The following is a 20,568-nucleotide window of genomic DNA, read 5'->3' on the forward strand; positions in this document are numbered from 1 at the left end:
TTGGTGGGCGATGACAGGATCGAACTGCCGACATCCTGCTTGTAAGGCAGGCGCTCTCCCAGCTGAGCTAATCGCCCGTATAAAATGGTGACCCGTGGGGGAATCGAACCCCCGATACCGCCGTGAAAGGGCGGTGTCTTAACCGCTTGACCAACGGGCCACAATGGTGATCCACCCGCGACTCGAACGCGGGACACCCTGATTAAAAGTCAGGTGCTCTACCGACTGAGCTAGTGGATCATGCCGTCTCACAAGATATGATTATATAGCAACATTATATTATTGTCAACTACATTTTCTAAAAAAATTACAGGTGCGACAAATACCGCAGGTAGATATAGCCATTTGCTATAACGATAGATAAAAGCATCAGCGGAAAGCCGATCGTTAAAAACCGCCGGAAGGAAAGCGGATAGCCCTGCTGCGCCGCCAGACCGGCAACGATCAGATTGGCGCTTGCCCCAATTAAACTGCCGTTGCCACCCAGGCAGGCCCCCAGAGCCAAACTCCACCACAACGGCTCCATATTGGCAATGCCCAGTTGCCCCATATTCTGAATCAAGGGAATCATAGTCGCCACAAAAGGAATATTGTCCACGAAAGCCGAAGCAATGGCACTCAGCCATAGAATCAGCATAGCTGACAATGCCGGGCTGCCACCAGTCACCTCGATGGCATACCGGGCCACGCCGTCAATAATGCCTGTTTCCATCAACCCGGAAACCAACACAAAGAGACCTAAGAAGAAAAAAATAGTTGGCCATTCAATTTTCTCCAGCGCCACTTCAACAGCATGCTCGGTTTTGGCGGTAAGCAACAGCAAGACAAAGGCACCACTTAGCGCCACGGTCGATGATTCCAGATGCAATGCCTGATGGCCCAGAAAACCGGCCAATGTAACACCTAATACAGACAAACATTTGACAAGCAGTGCCGGATCAACCAATTCTTCCTTCTCATTTAGTTGCAGCAAGGCCAGTTTATGCCGTTCGTCAGTTACCAACTGCTTACGATAAAACAATATCAAGAGAATGATCGTGACAAATAAAATGGCCAGAGCAACCGGGGCCAGATTATGGATAAAAGCCAAAAAGGTCAGTTCCCTTACGGCACTGCCGATCATGATATTGGGCGGATCACCGATAAGAGTCGCCGTCCCGCCGATATTGGAGCTTATAATCAGGGTAATCAAGTACGGTTCAGGCTTGATGTTCAGCCGCTGGGTCAGTGTCAGTGTCACCGGGACCATGAGCAGTACCGTCGTCACATTGTCCAGCAGCGCGGAAAAGAGTGCTGTAATCACCGCTAAAACGATTAGAATCGGTACCGGCCGGCATTTTACCCTTTTCGCGGCATATATGGCAATATAACGGAAGATTCCCGTTTGCCCGGTAATGGCCACCATAATCATCATCCCCACCAGTAAACCTAATGTATTAAAATCTATATGATGAACGGCCGTCTCATAATCGACAATACCTAATAGCACCATCGCCAGTCCGCCAAGCATGGCAACCACCGTACGGTGGATTTTTTCCGAAATTATCAAAGCATAGGTTACTAAGAATACGCCCAAAGCGAGCATTGCCTGGTTTTCCATCGGTCAGTAAGTACCTCCATAATTCTGAAAATAGACAAAAAGAGCCTGTGGTGACAGGCTCCTCCAAAAAACAAATTTTTATTCAATTCTCTGACTAGTATAACTAAAATATTCTGTTTTGGCAAGTCACTCTGGCGGTTTCTCCATTTGGATCATTCCAGCCTGGCGAAAGTTGACTGTCCCGGCAAAATAACGTATGATTTGAACAATGGCCGCTTATTGCCGCCAAAGGAGGAATCATCTGTTGTCTGAGTTTTCTTTCTGGAGCTCCATTGCTATTTTTATAATTGTCTATGCCTTGATTATCGGGGAACAGTTTCACCGCATGACCGTGGCGCTGACCGGCGGCCTGCTTATGCTGCTGACAGGATTTATAAGCCAGGAAACGGCGCTCAAGGAAGCAATTGATTTTAACACACTGGGCCTGTTGATCGGTATGATGCTATTGGTCACCATTACCCGCCGGACAGGCGTGTTTGAGGCCATTGCCATTTGGGCAGCCCACATCACCGGCGGCTATCCGCTCCGTCTGCTGGCTCTGTTGTCGCTGATCACGGCGCTGGCCTCCGCTTTTTTAGATAATGTCACTACCGTGCTGCTTACTGTTCCGATTACATTGACCCTGACCGACAAACTGGAGATCAACCCGCTGCCCTTTCTGATTTCCGAGATTATCGCTTCCAATATTGGCGGAACGGCAACCCTCATCGGGGATCCGCCCAACATTATGATCGGCAGTGCAGCCGGCCTTGATTTCAACTCGTTTCTGCTGCAGCTGGCGCCTATCAGCCTGCTCATTTTACTCGTCACGATCGGGCTGCTGCTGTTGATCTATCGTCAGGAACTGCAGACGACGGAAGAGAACCGCCTTGCCCTGCTGGCGCTTAATTACCGGGATGAAATTAAGGACCAGGCCCTGCTCCGAAAATCCCTGGCTGTCCTCAGCCTGACCATTCTTGCCTTTATGCTGCACGGTACACTGCACCTGGAATCGGCCACCGTTGCCCTGACCGGTGCCGTCGTCCTGCTGCTCATCAGCCGGGAAGAACCGGAAGATGTCCTGTTACACGTAGAGTGGCCTACTATATTTTTCTTTATTGGCCTATTTGTGCTGGTTGGCGGCTTGAAAGCCACCGGTGTGATCAGTGCGCTGGCTAAGTGGAGCCTAACCCTGACCCAGGGGGACATTCTGCAAACCTCCCTGCTGGTCCTCTGGGTCTCAGCCATCGCCTCAGCCTTTATTGACAATATCCCTTTTGTCGCTACCATGATCCCTCTGCTGAAAGAAATGGGCCAACTAGGCGGCCTTGCCCTCGACCCGGTGTGGTGGTCACTGGCCCTGGGCGCTTGCCTGGGTGGCAACGGTACACTGATTGGCGCCTCGGCTAATGTCATCGTGGCCGGCATAGCCGAAAAGAACGGCGTGCTTCTTTCCTTCCGAACGTATTTCAAGGTGGCTTTTCCGCTCATGCTGGTATCTATTCTGCTTTCTCATCTCTACATCTGGCTCCGCTATTTTTAACTATTTTTAAATAAAAAAGGACTGCCCACAGGTTTTTCACCTGTCAGGCAGTCCTCTTTATTTATAGTTCTTTGGGGCCGGTTAGGGAACTACCATAACCCATGGGTAAAATCATTTACCTCATCGGTATCAACCAGTCCCTGTTCCTGCAGTTCGGCCTGGCGATTGACAAAATCTTGGGCCGAGTGAAAGCCGAGTGTTTTCAGCCGGTAGTTCATCGCCGCCACTTCCACAATACCGGCCAGATTTCGCCCGGGCCGAACGGGGATAATGGTTTTCGGTATGGACACGCCCAAAATTTCCGTCCGTTCATCGTCGATCCCCAGGCGATCATAATACTTGCCGTGCTGCCACTCTTCCAGATGAATAGTCAGATTGATATCCTGGAACAGGCGAACCGCCCGGATGCCGAACAGCGTCTTGATGTCCAAAATTCCCAAGCCGCGAATTTCCATAAGATGACGGATCATCTCCGGCGCCCGGCCGACCAGATTATTCTCCGCCACGCGGGTCACCACCACGGCATCATCGGCCACCAGCCGATGACCGCGCTTAATCAGCTCCAGCGCCGTTTCGCTCTTACCAATGCCGCTGTCGCCGGTAATGAGCGTACCAATACCATGAACATCGACAAACACACCGTGAATGGTAATGCTGGGCGCCAGGCGACGTTCCAGATAATCGGTCAACCGGCCAATAAACCGGGTGGTCGGCTGCAACGTGCGCAACACGGCCAGGTGAGCCTCTTCCGCCAGTTTAAGCCAATGCTCCGGCAGCGACTTGCCCCGCGTAATAATCACACAGGGAATCTCCAGACCGGTAAGCGTCTTCCAGCATTCGGTGGCCAGCGTCTCACCCAATGATTCCAGGAAGGCCATTTCAGCCATGCCAATGACCTGAATCCGCTGGTGCTCAAAATACTTTAAATATCCGGCCAGCATCAGTCCGGGCCGGTTGATGTCCGGCACCCGTACCGGACGGTCCAGATAATCGGTACCGCTGATTATCTCCAGCCCGCAAGGTTCAATTATGTCTTTGACAAGCAATTCCTTCTTCATCAGTAATATCCTTCCAGTATTTTAGCCAGAATTTCCACGGCGACCTGCTCATCCTCGCCGTCGGCCTCGATAATAATGGTCATACCAATCTGAGGTTCCAGTGATATCAGCCCTAAGATGCTTTTTCCGTCAACCCTGTAATCGCCGCTGATCGCTGTCACTTCGCAGACAAAGCGTCCTGCCGCTCTGGCAAACGCTGCCGCATGGCGTGGATAAAGAGTATTGCGTCTTATAATCTCCACACATTTTCTTGTCACGCCCCAGGACCTCCCTGCTAATAATTAAAACATATCTGCCAATATCATCGTCTGTTCCCGGCCGGGACCGACCGAAACCAAACCGATGGCAATACCGCTAACCTCACTCAGCCGTTCTACATAGCGACGGGCATTAAGCGGCAGGTCTTCATACGAGCGAATATGGGACGTTGGCTGCTGCCAGCCAGGCAATTCCTCATAAACCGGTTCCACCCGGGACAGCACGTTCAGACTAGCCGGAAACTCATTAATAATTTTCCCGTTATATTTATAGGCTACACAAACTTTAACCATAGGCAGTTTATCCAGGATATCCAGGCGGGTAATCGCCATATAGTCAATGCCGCTGACATAGCCCGCATAGCGGATGATGCAGGCATCCAGCCAGCCGCAGCGACGGGGGCGACCGGTAGTAGTGCCGTATTCATGGCCTTCCTCCCGGATCAGATCACCTGTTGCATCATGCAGCTCGGTCGGGAACGGCCCTTCGCCAACTCGGGTGGTATAGGCTTTCACCACACCGACAACCTTGCTGATTTTGCTCGGGCCTACGCCGGCTCCGATGCAGGCACCGCCGGCAATCGGATGCGATGAAGTCACATAAGGAAAGGTGCCATGGTCCAGATCAAGCAAGGTAGCCTGGGCGCCTTCAAACAGCACTTTCTGGCCGGCTTTAATGGATTCATGCAAAATAGCCGACGTATCGGCGACATACGGACGCAATTGTTCGGCATACTCCTGGTATTCCTTAAGCACCTCGGCAAAGTCAAATCCGTCCGTATTATATACTGCTTTCAGTAAATGATTCTTGGCCTCCAGATTGCGGGCCAGCTTTTCTTTGAATTCCTCCGGCTCCAGCAAATCGCAAACCCGGATGCCACTGCGGGCATTTTTATCCATATAGCAGGGACCAATACCGCGCTTGGTTGTGCCGATTTTAAAGTCGCCGCGGGAAGTTTCCTCCACTTCATCCAGCAGGCGATGATAAGGCATGATTAAATGAGCCCGGTTGGACAGCTTTAGGCTGCTGGTATCAATTCCTTTGGCCTGCATGCTTTTTATTTCTTCCAGCATAACCTTGGGGTCAACCACCACGCCATTGCCAATGACACAAGTTTTACCATTATATAGTATGCCTGACGGCAGTAAATGCAGCTTAAACTCCTGATCCCCTACCACAACGGTGTGTCCGGCATTATTGCCCCCCTGATAGCGAACAACCACATCCGCTCTTTCGGCTAAATAGTCGACGATTTTTCCTTTCCCTTCGTCTCCCCATTGCGTTCCAATTACAACTGTTGCTGACATATCCATCCTCACCCTTCTTGACGGTCTTATCTGACCATAGTAACGGCACGGCGACGGAATATCCCCTTCCGTTCACTGACCGCGTATCCAGCACTGCTCCAGTTTACTCGTCCGATTGCAGCTGAGGGGCAACGACAGCACCCGGCAACCCGTTCAGTCTGCGGCTATATCATCTTGAATATTTTAACCAAACCCACAAAAATAACTCAAACATGACGTATCCACGCCGTTATTTGAGTTGCTGAGGAAGGTATCCGATTTTCCCTCGTTAATCATAGCACTTCGCCCTTTCCTCTGTCAATAAACTTTTCGAATATTACTTTAGATTAAAGGATAAATGTTCGGATATTCGTCAAAATTCACTTTATTTTCCCGGAAAATATATTTTTCTTTCCCCCTTTTTAGCTATTTTTACCGCTAGTACCTTATCAGTCTTACCTATGTCCAATATATGCGGCTCCTCCGCCTGGGGAGACGAAAAAAATCTCTATCAGCCTTTCCTCTGTTTTAAGTGATGCAAGGCACTAGTGCCCCATCAACTCTGAAAGTACAATTTCTTCACGGACCTTTTTCCGTAAGGCTTCGTTATCACCGGCTTACCTAAACTCGATAGGTGTGCTTCTTTGTCCTGCCTTGCAAAAAAATCCCCGCAAATTTAATTTGCACTTTCAATTCGCTGGAGCACCAGGTTTTAAAATCCGGCAATGAGGCATACTACCTACAGCACACGATGATTACGAGGACGACACTATGCAAAGTATTTTGGCCTATGTTCAAACCTTTCTTCCGCCGGTCTCCTGGTTTATCCAATTGCTACTGGCACTCCTTCTCATAGCGGTTCTTGGCCTTTTGCTGGGAAAACCGGTCATGCGCTATGTCATAAACCGGGTTGTCGACGATGCCAGCGCAAAGATACTCTCCGACGAGTATGACGAAAATGTTGCCGAACTGCTTCCCTCATTAAAACGTTTTTCTGTAATCAATATCATCGAACTAAGTTTACGGGCCGAAACCGGCAAGGTTATAACCAGGCCGCTAGGAACACCAAAACATTACCCCGAGTTTGACAACCTTCTATTTTCACCACAGCAAATGACCCGCTTCACTCTGCCGGTAAGCACCAACATCGATATGGCCGTAACACTGGGTTGTAACGCAAAGAAACCGCTTAAACTAAAAATTCCTTTGATAATTGGCTCCATGGCCTACGGTCTTGCTCTAAGCGAAGAAGCAAAAGTAGCATTAGCTACCGCCAGCAAACGATTAGGGACTGCACTTGGATCTGGCGAAGGTCCCTTCCTACCTGAAGAAGCTGACGCCGCCGGCAAATTTATCCTGCAAATTTGCCGCTGGTCCTGGGGACTGCGGACAAATGAACAAATTGCCGCCGCCGACATGCTGGAAATAGCCATGGGGCAAGGGGCCGATGTCGGTACCGCACCAATCATCTCCGCTGATATTGAAGGACGGGCCCGGGAACTCGGTGGGCTGGCCCCCGACGAAACAGCCATTTCCCTGCCGGCACCGCCGGGTGTACACTCTCCGGCCGACTGGCCTGCTTTTATAAAGAAACTACGCCAGCGCGCCGAGGGAAAGCCTATTGCCTTAAAACTGATGGCCACCGATCGCCTGGAGGAAGAACTGGCCGTTGCCATTTCCTTGGGAGTTGATGTAATCTGCCTGGACGGAGCCGGCGGGGGATCACACGCCGTAGCACCTATCAAGCAGGACAATTTTTCTATTCCTATCCTATACGCGCTGGTGCGGGCCAAACGGTATTTAGCGGGAACCAAAATCAGCCTCATGGTCGGCGGCGGACTGTATACCCCCGGTCACTGCCTCAAAGCGCTGGCACTGGGGGCCGATGCGGTGGTATTAGGTACTGTTCCACTCTTTGCCCTGGTACACAATCAGGCTACCAAGGCGATTCCCTGGGAACCGCCCACCGCACTGGTCTACTACAATTCACAAACCAAGGATAAGTTCGACCTCTGCCAGGGGGCCACCAGTGTAACCAATGTATTTACTTCCATGGTACTGGAAATGGAAGAGGCCATGCGAGCTTTGGGCAAGTCCTCGTTAAACCAGCTTACTCCCGACGATCTAGTCGCCTTGGATTCGCTTACGGCCGACCTTACAGGAGTGAAAAAGGTAACCGATACCTGTACGCCCCGCCCCCCTTCCAACATCGGCCGAACGACACTCCACGGCCAGCCAAATCGCTTTGCCGAACGTCAGCAGTACACCGCATTGCTGAATCAAATGCGCCAATCCATCCAGCAGGCAAAAAAAACCGCCGCCCGCCTGGAAAGCATGCGGGAACGGCTCCGGTCTTATCTGGAGTAGCCCACCCGCAGCAGAACCAGCGCCGTTTTACGACTAAGAGCCCCAAAGCCGGAACGAGTTACCGGATTTGGGGCTCTTAGTCGTGCGCCAGACTTTTTGTCTACAAATTGCGACGTACCTCGTCAAGAAATTCTTCCTCGCTGTCTTTGATGACCAGTTCATCATTGATATACCCAAAGCTCTGATCTTCATGCTGACCGCATTCACCGATGCACTCAACCTGTAAATCCAACTCCTGCAGCATGTCCTGTAATTTTTCCACATCCACATGGGAACAGCTTGGACAGACCCTGACCATCCACCAGACCCCCTTTTATCATATCAACCACAGTATGTCCAGGGTACCACCCAGCTAAACCCTCCGCTGCTGACAACGGAGGGTCTAGCTATGAAGCCACTGATTTAATGGGGGCTGCATGGCAAGGACGAAAACACGCAGCATAACAAATTAATATTTTCTTAAGCTACATTTGCCGTTTCAGCCGAGCGCAGCAAGCGGGCCGAGTTTAACACCACCAGAATAGAACCGGCATTATGGACAATGGCGGCGGCCACCGGTCCCAATATGCCCACGGCGGCAAAACCGATAGCGACTATATTGATCAGATTGGCCACTATAATATTCTGCCCAATCGTTTTATAGGCACGCCGGCTTACCTGAATGGCTTCCGGTATTTTCCGCAAGTCATCCGACAAGAGCGCAATATCGGCCGCTTCGATGGCAATATCGGTGCCGGTGCAGCCCATGGCAATCCCAATGTCGGCCTTGACCAGAGCCGGCGCGTCATTGATACCGTCGCCAATCATCGCCACTTTGCCGCCGGCAGCCTGATATTCCTTGATAAAATTCACTTTATCTCCCGGCAGCAAGTCACCGTGAATGACCGGAATGTTCAGGCGGCTGCCAATAGCATGGCCGGCGGCGGCAGCATCGCCTGTCAGCATGACCAAACCGGCAACCTGCTTAGGATACAAGGCACTAAGCACCTCGGCCGCCTCCTGGCGAATAGGGTCTTCAATGACCAGCATGCCCACCACCGCGTCACCTTCCACCAGGAAAACCACCGTACCTCCCAAGGCCTGTTCCGCGTCGCAATAGGCAGCCTGTTCGGCGGTTAGTCCGATATCACGGCCAGTTAACAAAGCCTTATTACCTAATAGATAGCCAATCCCTTCATAACCGGCGATAATTCCCTGCCCAATAACCGGGCGCCAGTTATCCGGCTCGACCGGCAGAATGTCTTCCTCTGCGGCTGCCTGCAGGATGGCCTTGGCCAAATGGTGCTCCGAGCGTTTTTCAATACCGGCCGCTATCCCCAATATAAAGGCCCGGTCGCGGCTACCGAAACAGCGGACCGCCTTTACCTGAGGCTTGCCGATCGTAATCGTGCCGGTTTTGTCAAACAAAATGGTATCAATCCGTCCGGCCGATTCCAGGACCTCGCCACCCTTGATCAAAATCCCCCGCCGGGCAGCCGCGCCAATAGCGGCGGCAACAGCGGTAGGCGTACTGAGCAGCATGGCGCAGGGACAAAAAACAATCAGAATGGTAACACCCCGGACAATGTCGCCTGTCACCAGATAGACCAATAAGGCAATCGTCAAACTAAGCGGCACAAACCAGTTGGCCCAGCGGTCAATCATCCGGGCAATCGGCGCCTTGCTTTCCTGGGCTTCCCTGACCATATTGATAATATGCCCCAGCGCCGTATCCTGCCCGACCTTGGTAGCCACCAGTTCGATACTGCCTGACGTTGCCAGGGTACCGCCAAAAACTGTATCTCCCTCCCGCCGCTCCAGTGGAATGGATTCGCCGGTGATCGCCGATTGATCCACCGAGGCATAACCGGCAGTAACCAGACCGTCAACGGGAATTTTATCCCCCGGTTTAACCAGCAGCTGATCGCCAACCTGCACGGCTTCGGCGGCAATCTCCTGCTCCACACCGTCTTTTAACAGGCGCGCCTTAAGCGGCGCCAGTCCGGCCAGCTTCTGGAGCGCCAAATTGGCTTTCTCCAACGTCATATGCTCCAGCAGCTCGCCGATCGTCATAATCAGCGCTACTTCGGCGGCGGCAAAATATTCACCGATAGCAAGCGAAGCAAGGATGGCAATGCTGACCAACAGCCCCACCTTGGTATCACCCCGCTGGCAGATGGCCCGGATGGCTTCCCTGACGATCGGATAGCCGCAGAGTATGGCGGCTATCAGGGCCGTATCTACACCCGCGATGCTGGGCAGCAGCCCGGACCAGTAACCGCCGGTCAGCAGCGCCGTCACGGTTATAATCATATAATCCTTAGTATGGCCGCCATGAGCATGGTCGTGGCCATGACCACAGCATGACTGGGTCTCATTTTTTTCTAATATAGTTGTTTTCTCCACAAGAACCACCTCACTCTTCAATATGTTCAAGGCATTGACGAAACAGTTGCACAATATGGCCGTCGCTCAGGGAATAATATACGTGCTGCGCCTCCTTGCGGGTTTTTACCAGGCGCATATTCCGCAGCAGCCGCAACTGATGGGATACGGCCGACGGGGACATATTGAGCAGTGTGGCAATATGGTGCACACAGAGTTCTCCGGCTTCGGCCAAAACAAAGACAATTTTGACCCGGGTTGGTTCGCTCAGCACCTGAAAGGTATCGGCCACATCCAAGAAGATTTCTTCATCCAGCATGCTATCTTTTATCACCGCTAACCGCCGCTCTTCCACGCACAGATTATCACCGCAGTCAGCCACTTTTCCTTTCATCAATGAACACCCCGCTTCTATGTGTATATGAATATACGCTCATATAATCACATACTCATTATAATCAAACCAAGCGCCGGAAGCAATACCTGCTCGTCAAAAAAATAAAAAGCCAAAAGCACCTGTTTGGCGCCTTTGGCATACCTTACGTCCGGACTTTATGGTGGTCCTTCCATGCGGGTCAGATTATCAAATTTAGTAAATTGCTTATGGAAAAAGAGCTGGACTGTATCCACCGGACCGTTGCGGTGCTTGGCAATGATGACTTCGGTAATATTCTTCTTCTCCGTATCGGGATTATAATAGTCTTCCCGGTACAGGAAGGAGACGATATCGGCATCCTGCTCCAGCGAGCCCGATTCCCGCAGATCGCTTAGCATCGGTTTTTTCACCTGACGGGACTCGACGCTGCGGCTAAGCTGCGAGAGCGCGATAACCGGCACATTGAGTTCACGGGCCAGCGATTTCAGCGAGCGGGAAATTTCCGAGATTTCCTGCTGGCGATTCTCACCGCTGCGACCGCTGTTGCCACCTTGCATGAGCTGCAGATAGTCGATGATGATCAGCTTCAGTCCATGTTCAATTTTCAGCCGCCGGGCTTTGGCGCGCAACTCCACTACACTGATGCCCGGCGTATCGTCAATGAAGACAGGTGAAGACGACAGCCGGTCTGCCGCCTTGATCAGCTTGGGCCAGTCCTTATCCTCCAACTGGCCAATACGCACCCGCTGCGAGTCGATGGGAGCCTCGGCGCACAGCATACGCTGCACCAGCTGCTCCTTGGACATTTCCAGACTGAAAAAGGCCACCGGCTGTTTTTCCCGAATCGCAATATGCTGGGCGATATTCAACACAAAGGCAGTTTTCCCCATACTGGGGCGGGCCGCAATCAGGATCAGATCCGAAGGCTGCAGCCCCGAGGTCAGTTGATCCAAATCCTTAAAGCCTGTGGCCAGTCCGGTGATGCCGCCCTTGGATTCATAGAGCTGTTCAATTTTGTCGATGGCACCAAAGATAATGCTTTTGATCGGGGTAAAATCCTGGCCGACCTTGCGGTTGGAAACACCCAGGATTTTCTTCTCGGCCTCATCCAGGATGGTGGCCACTTCCTCGGTTGCCTCATAGCCCATGCCGGCAATCTCAGTGGCCGAATTAATGAGTTGCCGCAGCAGCGCCTTTTCCTCAATAATCCGGGCGTGATACAGCACATTGGCCGCCGTTGGTACGGCATTGGCCAGCGAAGTGATGTAGGAGATACCACCGGCACCCTCCAGTTTTTCTTCCTTGCGTAAATATTCAGTTACGGTAATCAAATCTACCGCGTCGTTTTTGTTAAAAAGCTGCAACATGGCATTGAAAATCAGCCGGTGCGCCTCACGGTAAAAATCCTCTTTGCGCAAAAACTCGGCCACTTTGGAGATGGCCTCCCGTTCGATCAGCATGGCGCCCAGCACCGACTGCTCGGCTTCCACATTTTGCGGTGGTACTCTATCTATCAAGCAAATTCCCCCTCACCCACTCGTACCTTACGGTGATCGCAGACTAAAACAAGAGGTATAGGGATGGGACCATCCCTATACCAACCTGTCAGGCACTGATTTGTTCGATCTCAGCAAATAAAATTTGCAAGGCTTCTTCCACCGTATCCACCGGACAAATTTCCAGTCCTAGATGGGACTGCGGAATATCCTGCTCATTTTCCTTCGGAATAATCATCGTGGTAATACCGGCTTGCTTGGCACCGTAGGCTTTCTCAAAGACGCCGCCGACCGCCTTGACCTTACCCTGAATCGAAATTTCGCCAGTAATGGCTACATTTTGCCGGATAGCCTGTCCAGTAATGGCGGAAATAATGGCCGCCGTAATGGCTGTGCCGGCCGACGGACCGTCAATCCGGCCGCCGCCGATAATATTGATGTGAATGTCGTAATTGTTCAAGTCTTTGCCGGTAATCTTACGGACTACCGCAGCAGCGTTAAAAACCGAATCCTTGGCCATGCTGCCGGCGGTATCGTTAAACCGGATGCTGCCTTTGCCGGCTTCCGTCAGCGGGAAGGCAACCGCCTCAATTTCCAGTACTGAGCCTAGATAGCCGGCTACGCCGAGACCGAATACCTTACCCACCTCAGCGACTGCCGCGGCCTTGCGGGTTACATAAGGCGTCAGGCGGCTCACCTGGGCTACCCGGTAGACATCCTCCTTGGCAATGCTCAGCGCGGTTGGATCGCTATCGGCACGATACAAGGCCAGCCCGTAAGCATCGGACAGAATATTGATGGCTTTCCGGCCTTCAATAGTATATTCACTGATCAGACGCGGCACGTCGGCATCCATGTCGACGCCCAGCTTTTGCGCCGCGTTATAGATAATCTCTTCAATGTGCTTCGGCGTCAGCGGTTCAAAGTAAATTTCGGCGCAACGGGAACGAATGGCCGGATTGATGTCCTCCGTATCACGGGTGGTAGCCCCAATCAGGATAAAATCAGCCGGTGCCCCTTCCTCAAACAGTTTTTTAATATACTTAGGGATATTGCTATCGGTCGGATCATAATAGGCCGACTCAAACGACACCCTCTTATCCTCCAGTACCTTGAGCAGCTTATTCTGCAATAAAGGGTCCATTTCGCCGATTTCATCAATAAACAAAATCCCGGCGTGCGCATCGGTTACCAACCCCGGTTTGGGTTCGGGGATACCGGTCTCGGCCAGATCTCGCCGCGCCCCCTGATAAATAGGATCGTGGACCGATCCTAGCAGTGGATTGGTCATATCACGGGAATCCCAGCGCAGGCTGGTGCCGTCAACTTCAATAAACGGCGCATCCGGTGCAAAGGGCGTAATTTTCATCTTCTTGGCTTCTTCCAGCACCAGCCGGGCCGCCGTAGTCTTGCCGACACCGGGTGGTCCGTACAGGATCAGATGCTGCGGATAAGGTGAAGCCAGCTTGGCCCGCAGGGCTTCAATCGCCCGTTCCTGACCCACGATTTCTCCCAAAGCCGCCGGACGAAGCAGTTCCATGGCTGACTTGGTCAGTCCTTTTTGCTCCAGCACTTCCAGCATGGCGTATTTTTTCAGGGTCTGCGGATTTTCCACGCTGTTTTGCTCTTCCTTCAGCACCTGCATCTTGATTTCTTTCACATATTCCTGATGGCGTTCTTCCATCTTTTCAGCAATCTTTTTCTCCAGCTTTTCTTCCACTGTGCGGCGGGCCATCAGATCGGCCAGTTCATCCTCGATTTCTTCCAGAATATCAGGAATCTCCTCCGGCAACGGCAGTTTATCCACCGTCGGGTCCTCAAATACGACTTTTTGCAAGGCCAATACCCGCTCCGGCAGGCTTTCGGAACGCATTAATTCCAGCGCGTCCAGCTTGCCGGCCCGCAGCACCACCTTCTCGGCTCCCATAATGCCGGAGAAAAGGCCGTACAGGGAAGCCACCTGGCGTTTTAATTGTTCGTCTGACGACGTTTTTTGTTCCATTGACTCGGTTCGCAGAAACTTATTTAAAAAGTCTTTCATGCTGTTATTTCCTTTCTATGTTCCGAACGAACCACTACTATTTTATCTATTGTCCGTTCGCGCGCTATTGTGCCCGGATATGGACCTGGATTTTAGCCGTAATTTCCGGATGAACCCGGATAATCGCCGGATAAGTGCCCAAAGCCTTGATGGCCTCCTTCAGCTCGATTTTGCGTTTGTCAACCTCAATGCCATGCTGGGCGGCCAACGCTTCAGCCACATCCTTACCGGTAACTGAACCGAACAGCTTACCGCCTTCACCGGTTTTCACGGCAATCGACACTTCCACCTTGGAAATTTGTGCCGCCAGCACCGTGGCCTCATCCACCTGCTGCTGGTGCTTGCGTTCTTCCGAGGCTTTTTTCTGCTTGGTTTCGTTAATGGTGCTATTGTTAGCTATGATAGCCAATTTTTGCGGCAGTAGGTAGTTGCGGGCGTACCCTTCCGATACCTCAAGAATTTCCCCTTTTTTGCCGAGTTTTTTAACTTCTTGTTGTAGGATTACTTTCATTCTCGTCACTCTCCCTTATATAGTTAGCGCTGAGTTCAATGACCCGCTGCTTCACATCATCGATGTCCGCCCGTTTAAGCTGCGCCCCGGCCATGGTTTGATGGCCACCGCCGCCAAATTCCTCCATGATGACCTGGACATTGACGTCATCGCTGGAACGGGCACTGATGCCCACACCGTCCTCCAGCGGGAACAGCACGAAACTCATCCGGGCTCCCTCGATGCGCAGCATGGCATCGGCGGCCTGGGCCGAAACCATTTGAGCATTTTTTATATGATAGGGGCAGGTGGCAATGACCACGCCGCCCGGCAGCATTTCAATATTGCGGATAATCTCAGCTCGCGCCTTGACAATGTCGAAATCGACGCGGAACAAATGCTTCACCAGGCGCGGATCAGCGCCGGCCCGCCGCAGGAACGAGGCGGCCTCAAAGGTTCTTACCCCGGTCTGCACGGCGAAGTTCTTAGTATCCACCACAATCCCGGCATACAGAGCCGTCGCCTCCATCCGGGTCAGGTCCAGTTTGTTGTCAAAATACATGAGCAGCTCGGTAATCAATTCCGAGGTGGACGACGCCGACGGTTCGAGGTATACCAAAAAGGGATTGGCTATAAACGACTCGGAGCGCCGGTGATGATCAATCACAATAATCCGCTCAATCCGTTCCAACAAAGCCGGCGCGGCCGTCAGTTCCGGCCGGTGGGTGTCGACCACCACCAGCAGCGTATCTTCCGTCCCCTGCTCCGCCGCCTCTTCCGGTGTAATGAAGAAATTCTGGTACTCGTCGTATTCCTCCAGCAACACCTGCAGCTTATTGACCGCTACACCGGGCTGACTGACCACGACATGCGTTTCCCGTTCCAGATAGCGGGACATCCTGGCAACACCAATCGCCGCCCCCAGACTGTCAAAGTCCTCGTTCGCATGGCCCATGATCAACACCCGCTGGGCGTCGCCTAAAATTTCCTTGATGGCCTGCGCCACCACCCTGGCCTTAACCCGCGTGTTTTTCTCGGCCGCCTTGGTTTTGCCGCCGTAAAACTGAACCTTGCCGTCAATATGGACGGTAACCTGATCGCCGCCGCGCCCGAGCGCCAAGTCCAGACCGCTCTGCGCCCGCTGGCCCAGTTCGCCTACGGTGGCTTCGTCGGCCGCCACGCCGATACTTAGGGTTACCGGAATCCGGTTGCCGGCCTGAACTGCCCGGACGCGGTCAAGAATATCGAATTTGTCCTGCATAGCTCTCGTCAGCGCCTGTCGGTCAAAGACAGCGAAGTACATGTCCTCGGCGTATTTTTTCAAAAAACCGTCCAGCTCGGTCACCCATTCGACCAGTAAGTTATTGACTTCCGCCAAAATGACGCTGCGCTGTTTCTCATTCAACCCAAACAGGACATCATCATAATTATCAATCTGAATATGAGCCAGCACCGGCAGGGACATGCTGCACTGGGCCCGTTCCCGCTCGCTGGCGGAAATGTCCGAAATGTAAAGAATCATAAATTCCTGCTCAGCTTTATCTTCCTTGAGCATTTTATGGATGACCTGAAAATGCCTGTCACCGACCGATTTTATAAAATGGCCCGATTTGCCCCAGATTTTCGTAACAGTCAGCTCCGGCCATAGGTCAGTCAGTTCTTGCCCCTGTTCAACTTCCCCCTTGCCCCAGTCGGTCAGGACGGAATTAAACCAGTGCAGACGTCCTTCGGCGTCTACGATGGCGATAGCTACCGGCAGATTTTGCAGCGCATAGCAGGTCGCCTGGTCAATAGTCTGGGACATGGAATTCAAATACACGTTTAACGCCCGCTGCTGCTGAGCATAGCGCTCTTTGCCATACATGTACAGCACAAATAGCAGGATGACTCCCAATATGGCAAAATAACGGTTATAAAAAACGATAATCATAAGTAACGCAGCCGACACAGCCAGATAAACCCGTGTATCGAACCAAAAAGAAGGACCTTGTGGCATAATTTCGCCTCCATATCACAGCGTCAGCCTTAGAACATGCTTGTAAACTATTCCGTTAGTTTGCAAACACGCCTAAACCACGCTACTTCAAACTGCGGGACCGCAGCCGCCGGTAATCAAAAACCACATCCCACAGTCCGGCAAAAAAGGTTAGCTCCATACAAAAGCCGTTAGTGAAGGTTAAGAACAGTATAATACCCTTTACCAACCTTGACAAATTGTATTTATCGGCAAGGTAGTAAAATAAAGACAATCCCTGTAAAAAGAAGAGCACTAAGAGCAGCATACCCAGATTGGCACTGATCGTATCCAGCGGCTGTACATCCCGGTAGTGACCCCAATAGAACATAACCGCCACAACAGCACCGGCATATAATATGCCACGCGGCAAATGCCATTCGGTAAATGGCGGAAAAGTCGGGACCTCCGTCCCCAGTCGCCGCAGCAGGACGCGGGCCGCCAGCAGGTTGACCCAGGCATACACCACCGACGTAAGCACCAGCAATCCCGGCAGCAGGAGTTTTAAAAGCTCCAACGTAGCCGCCGACATGGCTGCCATACTGGTTAGCTGCTCTTCATTGAACAGCCCGGTGGTGCGATACATCGTCTGCACCTCACCGAAGGCTTCTGTCATCATATCCAGTTGATCAGATAACGGGTTGATACCCATAACCAGAAAACCCAGGGCCAGAACGGCCAGCACACCGGTCAGCGAGGCGGCGGTCGTCACCAGCAACGTTTTCAGCGGGTGATATTTTTGCCTAATCGCGTGCCCCAGCACGACGCCCATGCCGCCAAAAGCCAACACCGCCTGCAGTGCCGTCAGTGGCTGCAGTACCATAGCCGTCACTAGGCCGGTTATCACCACTGCCAGCAAACTCCAGGTATAACCATGGCGCACTCCCAGCAGCGTAAGCGGTACAGGCCAGATAATTCCGGTCACAACCCCCAAAACCGGCAGGTATACACTCATAATAATCATCACAATCGCTACGGCTGATAAAATGCCGCTTTCCGTCATCGGCCGAATTCGCGTCTGCTGCATCCGTTCATCTCCTCTGCTGCAGATAACGCTGACAGGCGGTAAAATCGCCGAATAAGCGTTCCGCCTCATGTTCCTGCCGTATATTATCCCCAATTTTTCCCATAATAATCTCATCCAGTTCCCCGAAGGAAATACCCAGCCGCCTGGCCAGGATATAGCACAATATAATCAGGGATGCCAGCCCCTCCTTGATCGCCTGCTCACTGTTCTTGGCCATCGCCTGGTATAAATAGCCCACATTGGCGATGATTTCCGCTTTTAACCACTCTATAAACCGCATTTTGCGCAGGATTTCCGTTTCATGAGAAAACAAGGCGTTTCCCTCCTTATGATGTGCAAAACAGACAGATCGTAAATATATTCGGAAAGCTTGGCCCGGTTTCCTGCCGCCGGTGCGAAAAATAGCCGATAAAAGCAAGGAAGCAGTACGTCCGACGGGGTTATAGAGCATAGCGCTGAAAGTTTTTGCCGTCAGGCGCGATGGAGGAGCTGCGCATATCGGACATATGTAAAGCGACGATAACAAAGCCTGGCGGCAAAAAGACCGGTGACATACTTCATAACCCCGCTGGATGAGGATTAGTTACTTAATCAAAATAAGGCAGTTGTATAGCCGGCCAGGTCCGGACCTTGGGCCGGCGAATGACCATATCCACATGATACCTGGACTTGCTTTGACCCAGCCCGTAGCTGTCTCCCAAGGCGAAATGTACTGTCCCTGCCGCTTTTTCATCAACCGAAATATTACGAACCACCTGCCGGCAGGCGGTATTAAAACCCAGCGCAAATTCGCCGATCTGATAAATATCAGGTGCCTTGGGCGCAAGGTAAGCCGCCATAGCGGATGAGCAATTCACCAGTCTGCCTTGTACAAACTCAAGGCGCTGCGGCTCGTCAGGCAGCCAGGAACGGCTTACCGTCCCGTCGACCACCAGCACACCAGTAAAGGTTTCCTCCACCGGGCAGGTGTAGATCTCTCCATCCGGCAACTGGGTCAGGGCCGTACCACGGCACATACCGTCCTCGGCCAGCCAACGCCGACCCTTGACTGAAAAGCGGATATCGGTACCCAGCTCGGATGTAATTGAAAACTCCTCCACCCGCTCTATTTCCGCCCTGGTCTGCGCCAGCAGAGCCGCTAACGCCGGATATTCCACATCACCCCAAAACGCATCGGCCAGATAGCTTTCATTCCAATCGTAGAGGGTCAAAATCCGGCAGCCCTGAGCCCGCAGCAAGGCACGCTGCGCCAGACATCCCTCATAGCCCGGTCCGGCCGGCTGATAGAGTTCCAGGGCATGGCCGACTTCAGCCAGCTCCGGTCCGGTTAATAGCTGGCTAGGGCTATGAACGAGCAGGCAGGGATAGGGTAAAAGACCGGCGATAGCTTCTGCCAGTTCCCTGTTTCCCTGATAGCACAAGGCAATTTTTTTTACTGGGAACTCGCTGTCCGTCAGGGATGCCAGCAGGGTTTGGCGCAATCTGTTCATGGAGAACCTCCCAAAGCTTATTAGGGCTTGTTTGTAAAATATCCGAAACAGTCAGTGCTTTGTAAACCCTGGTTCTATCGTGTTCTTACGAGATCTTTTCCGCCCTGTTTTGTTGTCGTCGACTTACATATTCCCGATATGCACGCCTCCTCCGCCTCGCAGGACGAAAAATCTCTCGCAATTCATTCTATAGGCTTAGAGTTTACAGACCACTAGTTGACGCTGATTTTTGTGCCATAGTTCATTAATATTTTTTGAGATAGGGGCCGCTATTCCGGCAAAATGTTGCTGCGTCTAACGTAACTATCCCGCGCTTAAGATCATTTCGTTACTTTACAAACAAGCTCTACTTATATTTTATTTATGGCACTACAAAATAAGACATGAATCAGGCGAAAAGAATCGGTGTGCCTGTTGCTTGTACCTGTAAAAAGAAAAAAAGAGAACCCCGCGGGTTCTCTCGTTTTTTATTCTGCTGTAAACGGCAACAAAGCAATGTTTCTTGCCCGTTTGATGGATATAGTCAATTGACGCTGATGTTTGGCGCAGTTGCCCGAAATACGGCGCGGCAGGATTTTACCGCGTTCAGTCGTATAACGGCGTAACTTCGGAACGTCTTTATAGTCAATGGCTTCCACTTTATCTACGCAGAAGCTGCAAACTTTTTTCTTAGGTTTTCTGCCTCTTTCACGTTTCACCGTATGAACCTCCCTTTAAAATGGTATTTCCTCTTCAGGGAAGACATCACTACCAAAAGAGCTGGCATCATTGAAGGAATTGGTGCTGCCGCCGCCACCGCTATTGCCGCCGGTCTGACGGCTGTCCAGAAACTCAATGTTCTGGGCAATGACTTCGGCTACCCGCCGCTTCTGTCCGTCGTTTCCGTCATAGGAGCGGATTTGGAGTCGTCCCTCTACCAGCACACGGCGTCCTTTGGTAAGATTATTGCCACAAATTTCGGCCAGTTTTTCCCATGCAACGATGGGAATAAAGTCAGTCTGTTCTTGGCCTTGTCCGCCGCCGAAGCGGTTTACCGCGATAGAAAAGGAAGCCACCGCTTTACCGTTCTGCGTGTAGCGCACCTCAGGATCACGAGCCAAGCGACCGACTAAGATAACCTTATTCATGGTTTATTCCCTCCGAAAGACTGCTGCTTATGAGCAGCCTCTGTAATATTTA

The 20,568-nt window shown here is 51.9% G+C and carries 18 protein-coding genes and 3 tRNA genes; 2 read left to right on the forward strand and 19 right to left on the reverse strand.

Annotated features, from left to right (window positions below):
- Position 1: 1 nt before the first annotated feature.
- The 4 genes from BMW43_RS16465 to BMW43_RS16480 form a co-directional block, all read right to left on the reverse strand.
- Positions 2-77 (reverse strand) — tRNA-Val (locus tag BMW43_RS16465).
- 8 nt (positions 78-85) lie between these two features.
- Positions 86-160, reverse strand: a tRNA-Glu gene (locus BMW43_RS16470).
- 4 nt (positions 161-164) lie between these two features.
- Positions 165-240, reverse strand: a tRNA-Lys gene (locus BMW43_RS16475).
- 67 nt (positions 241-307) lie between these two features.
- Positions 308-1,600: an ArsB/NhaD family transporter gene (locus BMW43_RS16480; protein ID WP_091750162.1), complete on the reverse strand. Its 1,293-nt coding sequence runs from the start codon at positions 1,598-1,600 to the stop codon at positions 308-310.
- Positions 1,601-1,808: 208 nt separating this feature from the next.
- Here BMW43_RS16480 and BMW43_RS16485 point away from each other — a divergent pair, with 208 nt between their 5' ends.
- Positions 1,809-3,122 (forward strand): ArsB/NhaD family transporter, encoded by a 1,314-nt coding sequence (locus tag BMW43_RS16485; protein WP_091750165.1) that lies wholly within the window; start codon positions 1,809-1,811, stop codon positions 3,120-3,122.
- Positions 3,123-3,211: 89 nt separating this feature from the next.
- Here BMW43_RS16485 and hprK read toward each other — a convergent pair whose 3' ends face one another.
- The 3 genes from hprK to BMW43_RS16500 are packed head-to-tail and all read right to left on the reverse strand — an operon-like array spanning position 3,212 to position 5,745.
- Positions 3,212-4,180, reverse strand: coding sequence for an HPr(Ser) kinase/phosphatase (hprK, locus tag BMW43_RS16490; RefSeq protein ID WP_091750168.1), 969 nt, complete (start codon positions 4,178-4,180; stop codon positions 3,212-3,214).
- Complete coding sequence (locus tag BMW43_RS16495) at positions 4,180-4,437, reverse strand: HPr family phosphocarrier protein (RefSeq protein WP_091750171.1); 258 nt, start codon at positions 4,435-4,437, stop codon at positions 4,180-4,182. The genes hprK and BMW43_RS16495 overlap by 1 nt, the downstream gene beginning before the upstream one ends.
- Positions 4,438-4,461: 24 nt before the next feature.
- On the reverse strand, positions 4,462-5,745 hold the full coding sequence (locus tag BMW43_RS16500; RefSeq protein ID WP_091750365.1) for an adenylosuccinate synthase: 1,284 nt from the start codon (positions 5,743-5,745) through the stop codon (positions 4,462-4,464).
- 750 nt (positions 5,746-6,495) lie between these two features.
- Between BMW43_RS16500 and BMW43_RS16505 the strand changes: the two genes are divergently transcribed.
- Positions 6,496-8,091, forward strand: coding sequence for an FMN-binding glutamate synthase family protein (locus BMW43_RS16505; protein ID WP_091750174.1), 1,596 nt, complete (start codon positions 6,496-6,498; stop codon positions 8,089-8,091).
- Positions 8,092-8,191: 100 nt separating this feature from the next.
- Here BMW43_RS16505 and BMW43_RS16510 read toward each other — a convergent pair whose 3' ends face one another.
- From BMW43_RS16510 to BMW43_RS16565, 12 genes are all read right to left on the reverse strand, one after another.
- The gene (locus BMW43_RS16510; RefSeq protein ID WP_091750177.1) at positions 8,192-8,389 is read right to left on the reverse strand and encodes a hypothetical protein; all 198 of its coding nucleotides are present in this window, start codon (positions 8,387-8,389) and stop codon (positions 8,192-8,194) included.
- A 161-nt stretch (positions 8,390-8,550) separates the two neighbouring features.
- Positions 8,551-10,476: a heavy metal translocating P-type ATPase gene (locus tag BMW43_RS16515; protein ID WP_245732556.1), complete on the reverse strand. Its 1,926-nt coding sequence runs from the start codon at positions 10,474-10,476 to the stop codon at positions 8,551-8,553.
- Between the two features lie 10 nt (positions 10,477-10,486).
- Entirely contained in the window at positions 10,487-10,849 is a 363-nt protein-coding gene (locus BMW43_RS16520; RefSeq protein ID WP_091750180.1) for an ArsR/SmtB family transcription factor, read from the reverse strand.
- Between the two features lie 158 nt (positions 10,850-11,007).
- Positions 11,008-12,348 (reverse strand): replicative DNA helicase, encoded by a 1,341-nt coding sequence (dnaB, locus tag BMW43_RS16525; RefSeq protein ID WP_091750183.1) that lies wholly within the window; start codon positions 12,346-12,348, stop codon positions 11,008-11,010.
- 88 nt (positions 12,349-12,436) lie between these two features.
- Positions 12,437-14,368: a Lon family ATP-dependent protease gene (gene lonC / locus BMW43_RS16530; protein WP_091750187.1), complete on the reverse strand. Its 1,932-nt coding sequence runs from the start codon at positions 14,366-14,368 to the stop codon at positions 12,437-12,439.
- Between the two features lie 64 nt (positions 14,369-14,432).
- Positions 14,433-14,879: a 50S ribosomal protein L9 gene (rplI, locus tag BMW43_RS16535; RefSeq protein ID WP_091750190.1), complete on the reverse strand. Its 447-nt coding sequence runs from the start codon at positions 14,877-14,879 to the stop codon at positions 14,433-14,435.
- Positions 14,851-16,854 carry a DHH family phosphoesterase gene (locus BMW43_RS16540; protein ID WP_091750193.1) on the reverse strand — a complete coding sequence of 668 codons (2,004 nt, stop codon included), beginning with the start codon at positions 16,852-16,854 and terminating at the stop codon, positions 14,851-14,853. Before BMW43_RS16540 ends, rplI begins: the two co-directional genes overlap by 29 nt.
- Positions 16,855-16,936: 82 nt before the next feature.
- Complete coding sequence (locus BMW43_RS16545) at positions 16,937-17,899, reverse strand: YybS family protein (RefSeq protein ID WP_177173642.1); 963 nt, start codon at positions 17,897-17,899, stop codon at positions 16,937-16,939.
- A 4-nt stretch (positions 17,900-17,903) separates the two neighbouring features.
- Positions 17,904-18,212, reverse strand: a complete 309-nt coding sequence (locus tag BMW43_RS16550) for a MazG-like family protein (protein ID WP_091750199.1) — start codon at positions 18,210-18,212, stop codon at positions 17,904-17,906.
- 274 nt (positions 18,213-18,486) lie between these two features.
- On the reverse strand, positions 18,487-19,389 hold the full coding sequence (locus tag BMW43_RS16555; RefSeq protein ID WP_091750202.1) for an aminopeptidase: 903 nt from the start codon (positions 19,387-19,389) through the stop codon (positions 18,487-18,489).
- Between the two features lie 467 nt (positions 19,390-19,856).
- Positions 19,857-20,087, reverse strand: coding sequence for a 30S ribosomal protein S18 (gene rpsR, locus BMW43_RS16560; RefSeq protein WP_091750205.1), 231 nt, complete (start codon positions 20,085-20,087; stop codon positions 19,857-19,859).
- Positions 20,088-20,102: 15 nt separating this feature from the next.
- The gene (locus BMW43_RS16565) at positions 20,103-20,516 is read right to left on the reverse strand and encodes a single-stranded DNA-binding protein (protein WP_091750208.1); all 414 of its coding nucleotides are present in this window, start codon (positions 20,514-20,516) and stop codon (positions 20,103-20,105) included.
- Positions 20,517-20,568 lie beyond the last annotated feature (52 nt).

It is taken from the genome of Propionispora vibrioides, from assembly GCF_900110485.1.
Lineage (GTDB): Bacteria > Bacillota > Negativicutes > Propionisporales > Propionisporaceae > Propionispora > Propionispora vibrioides.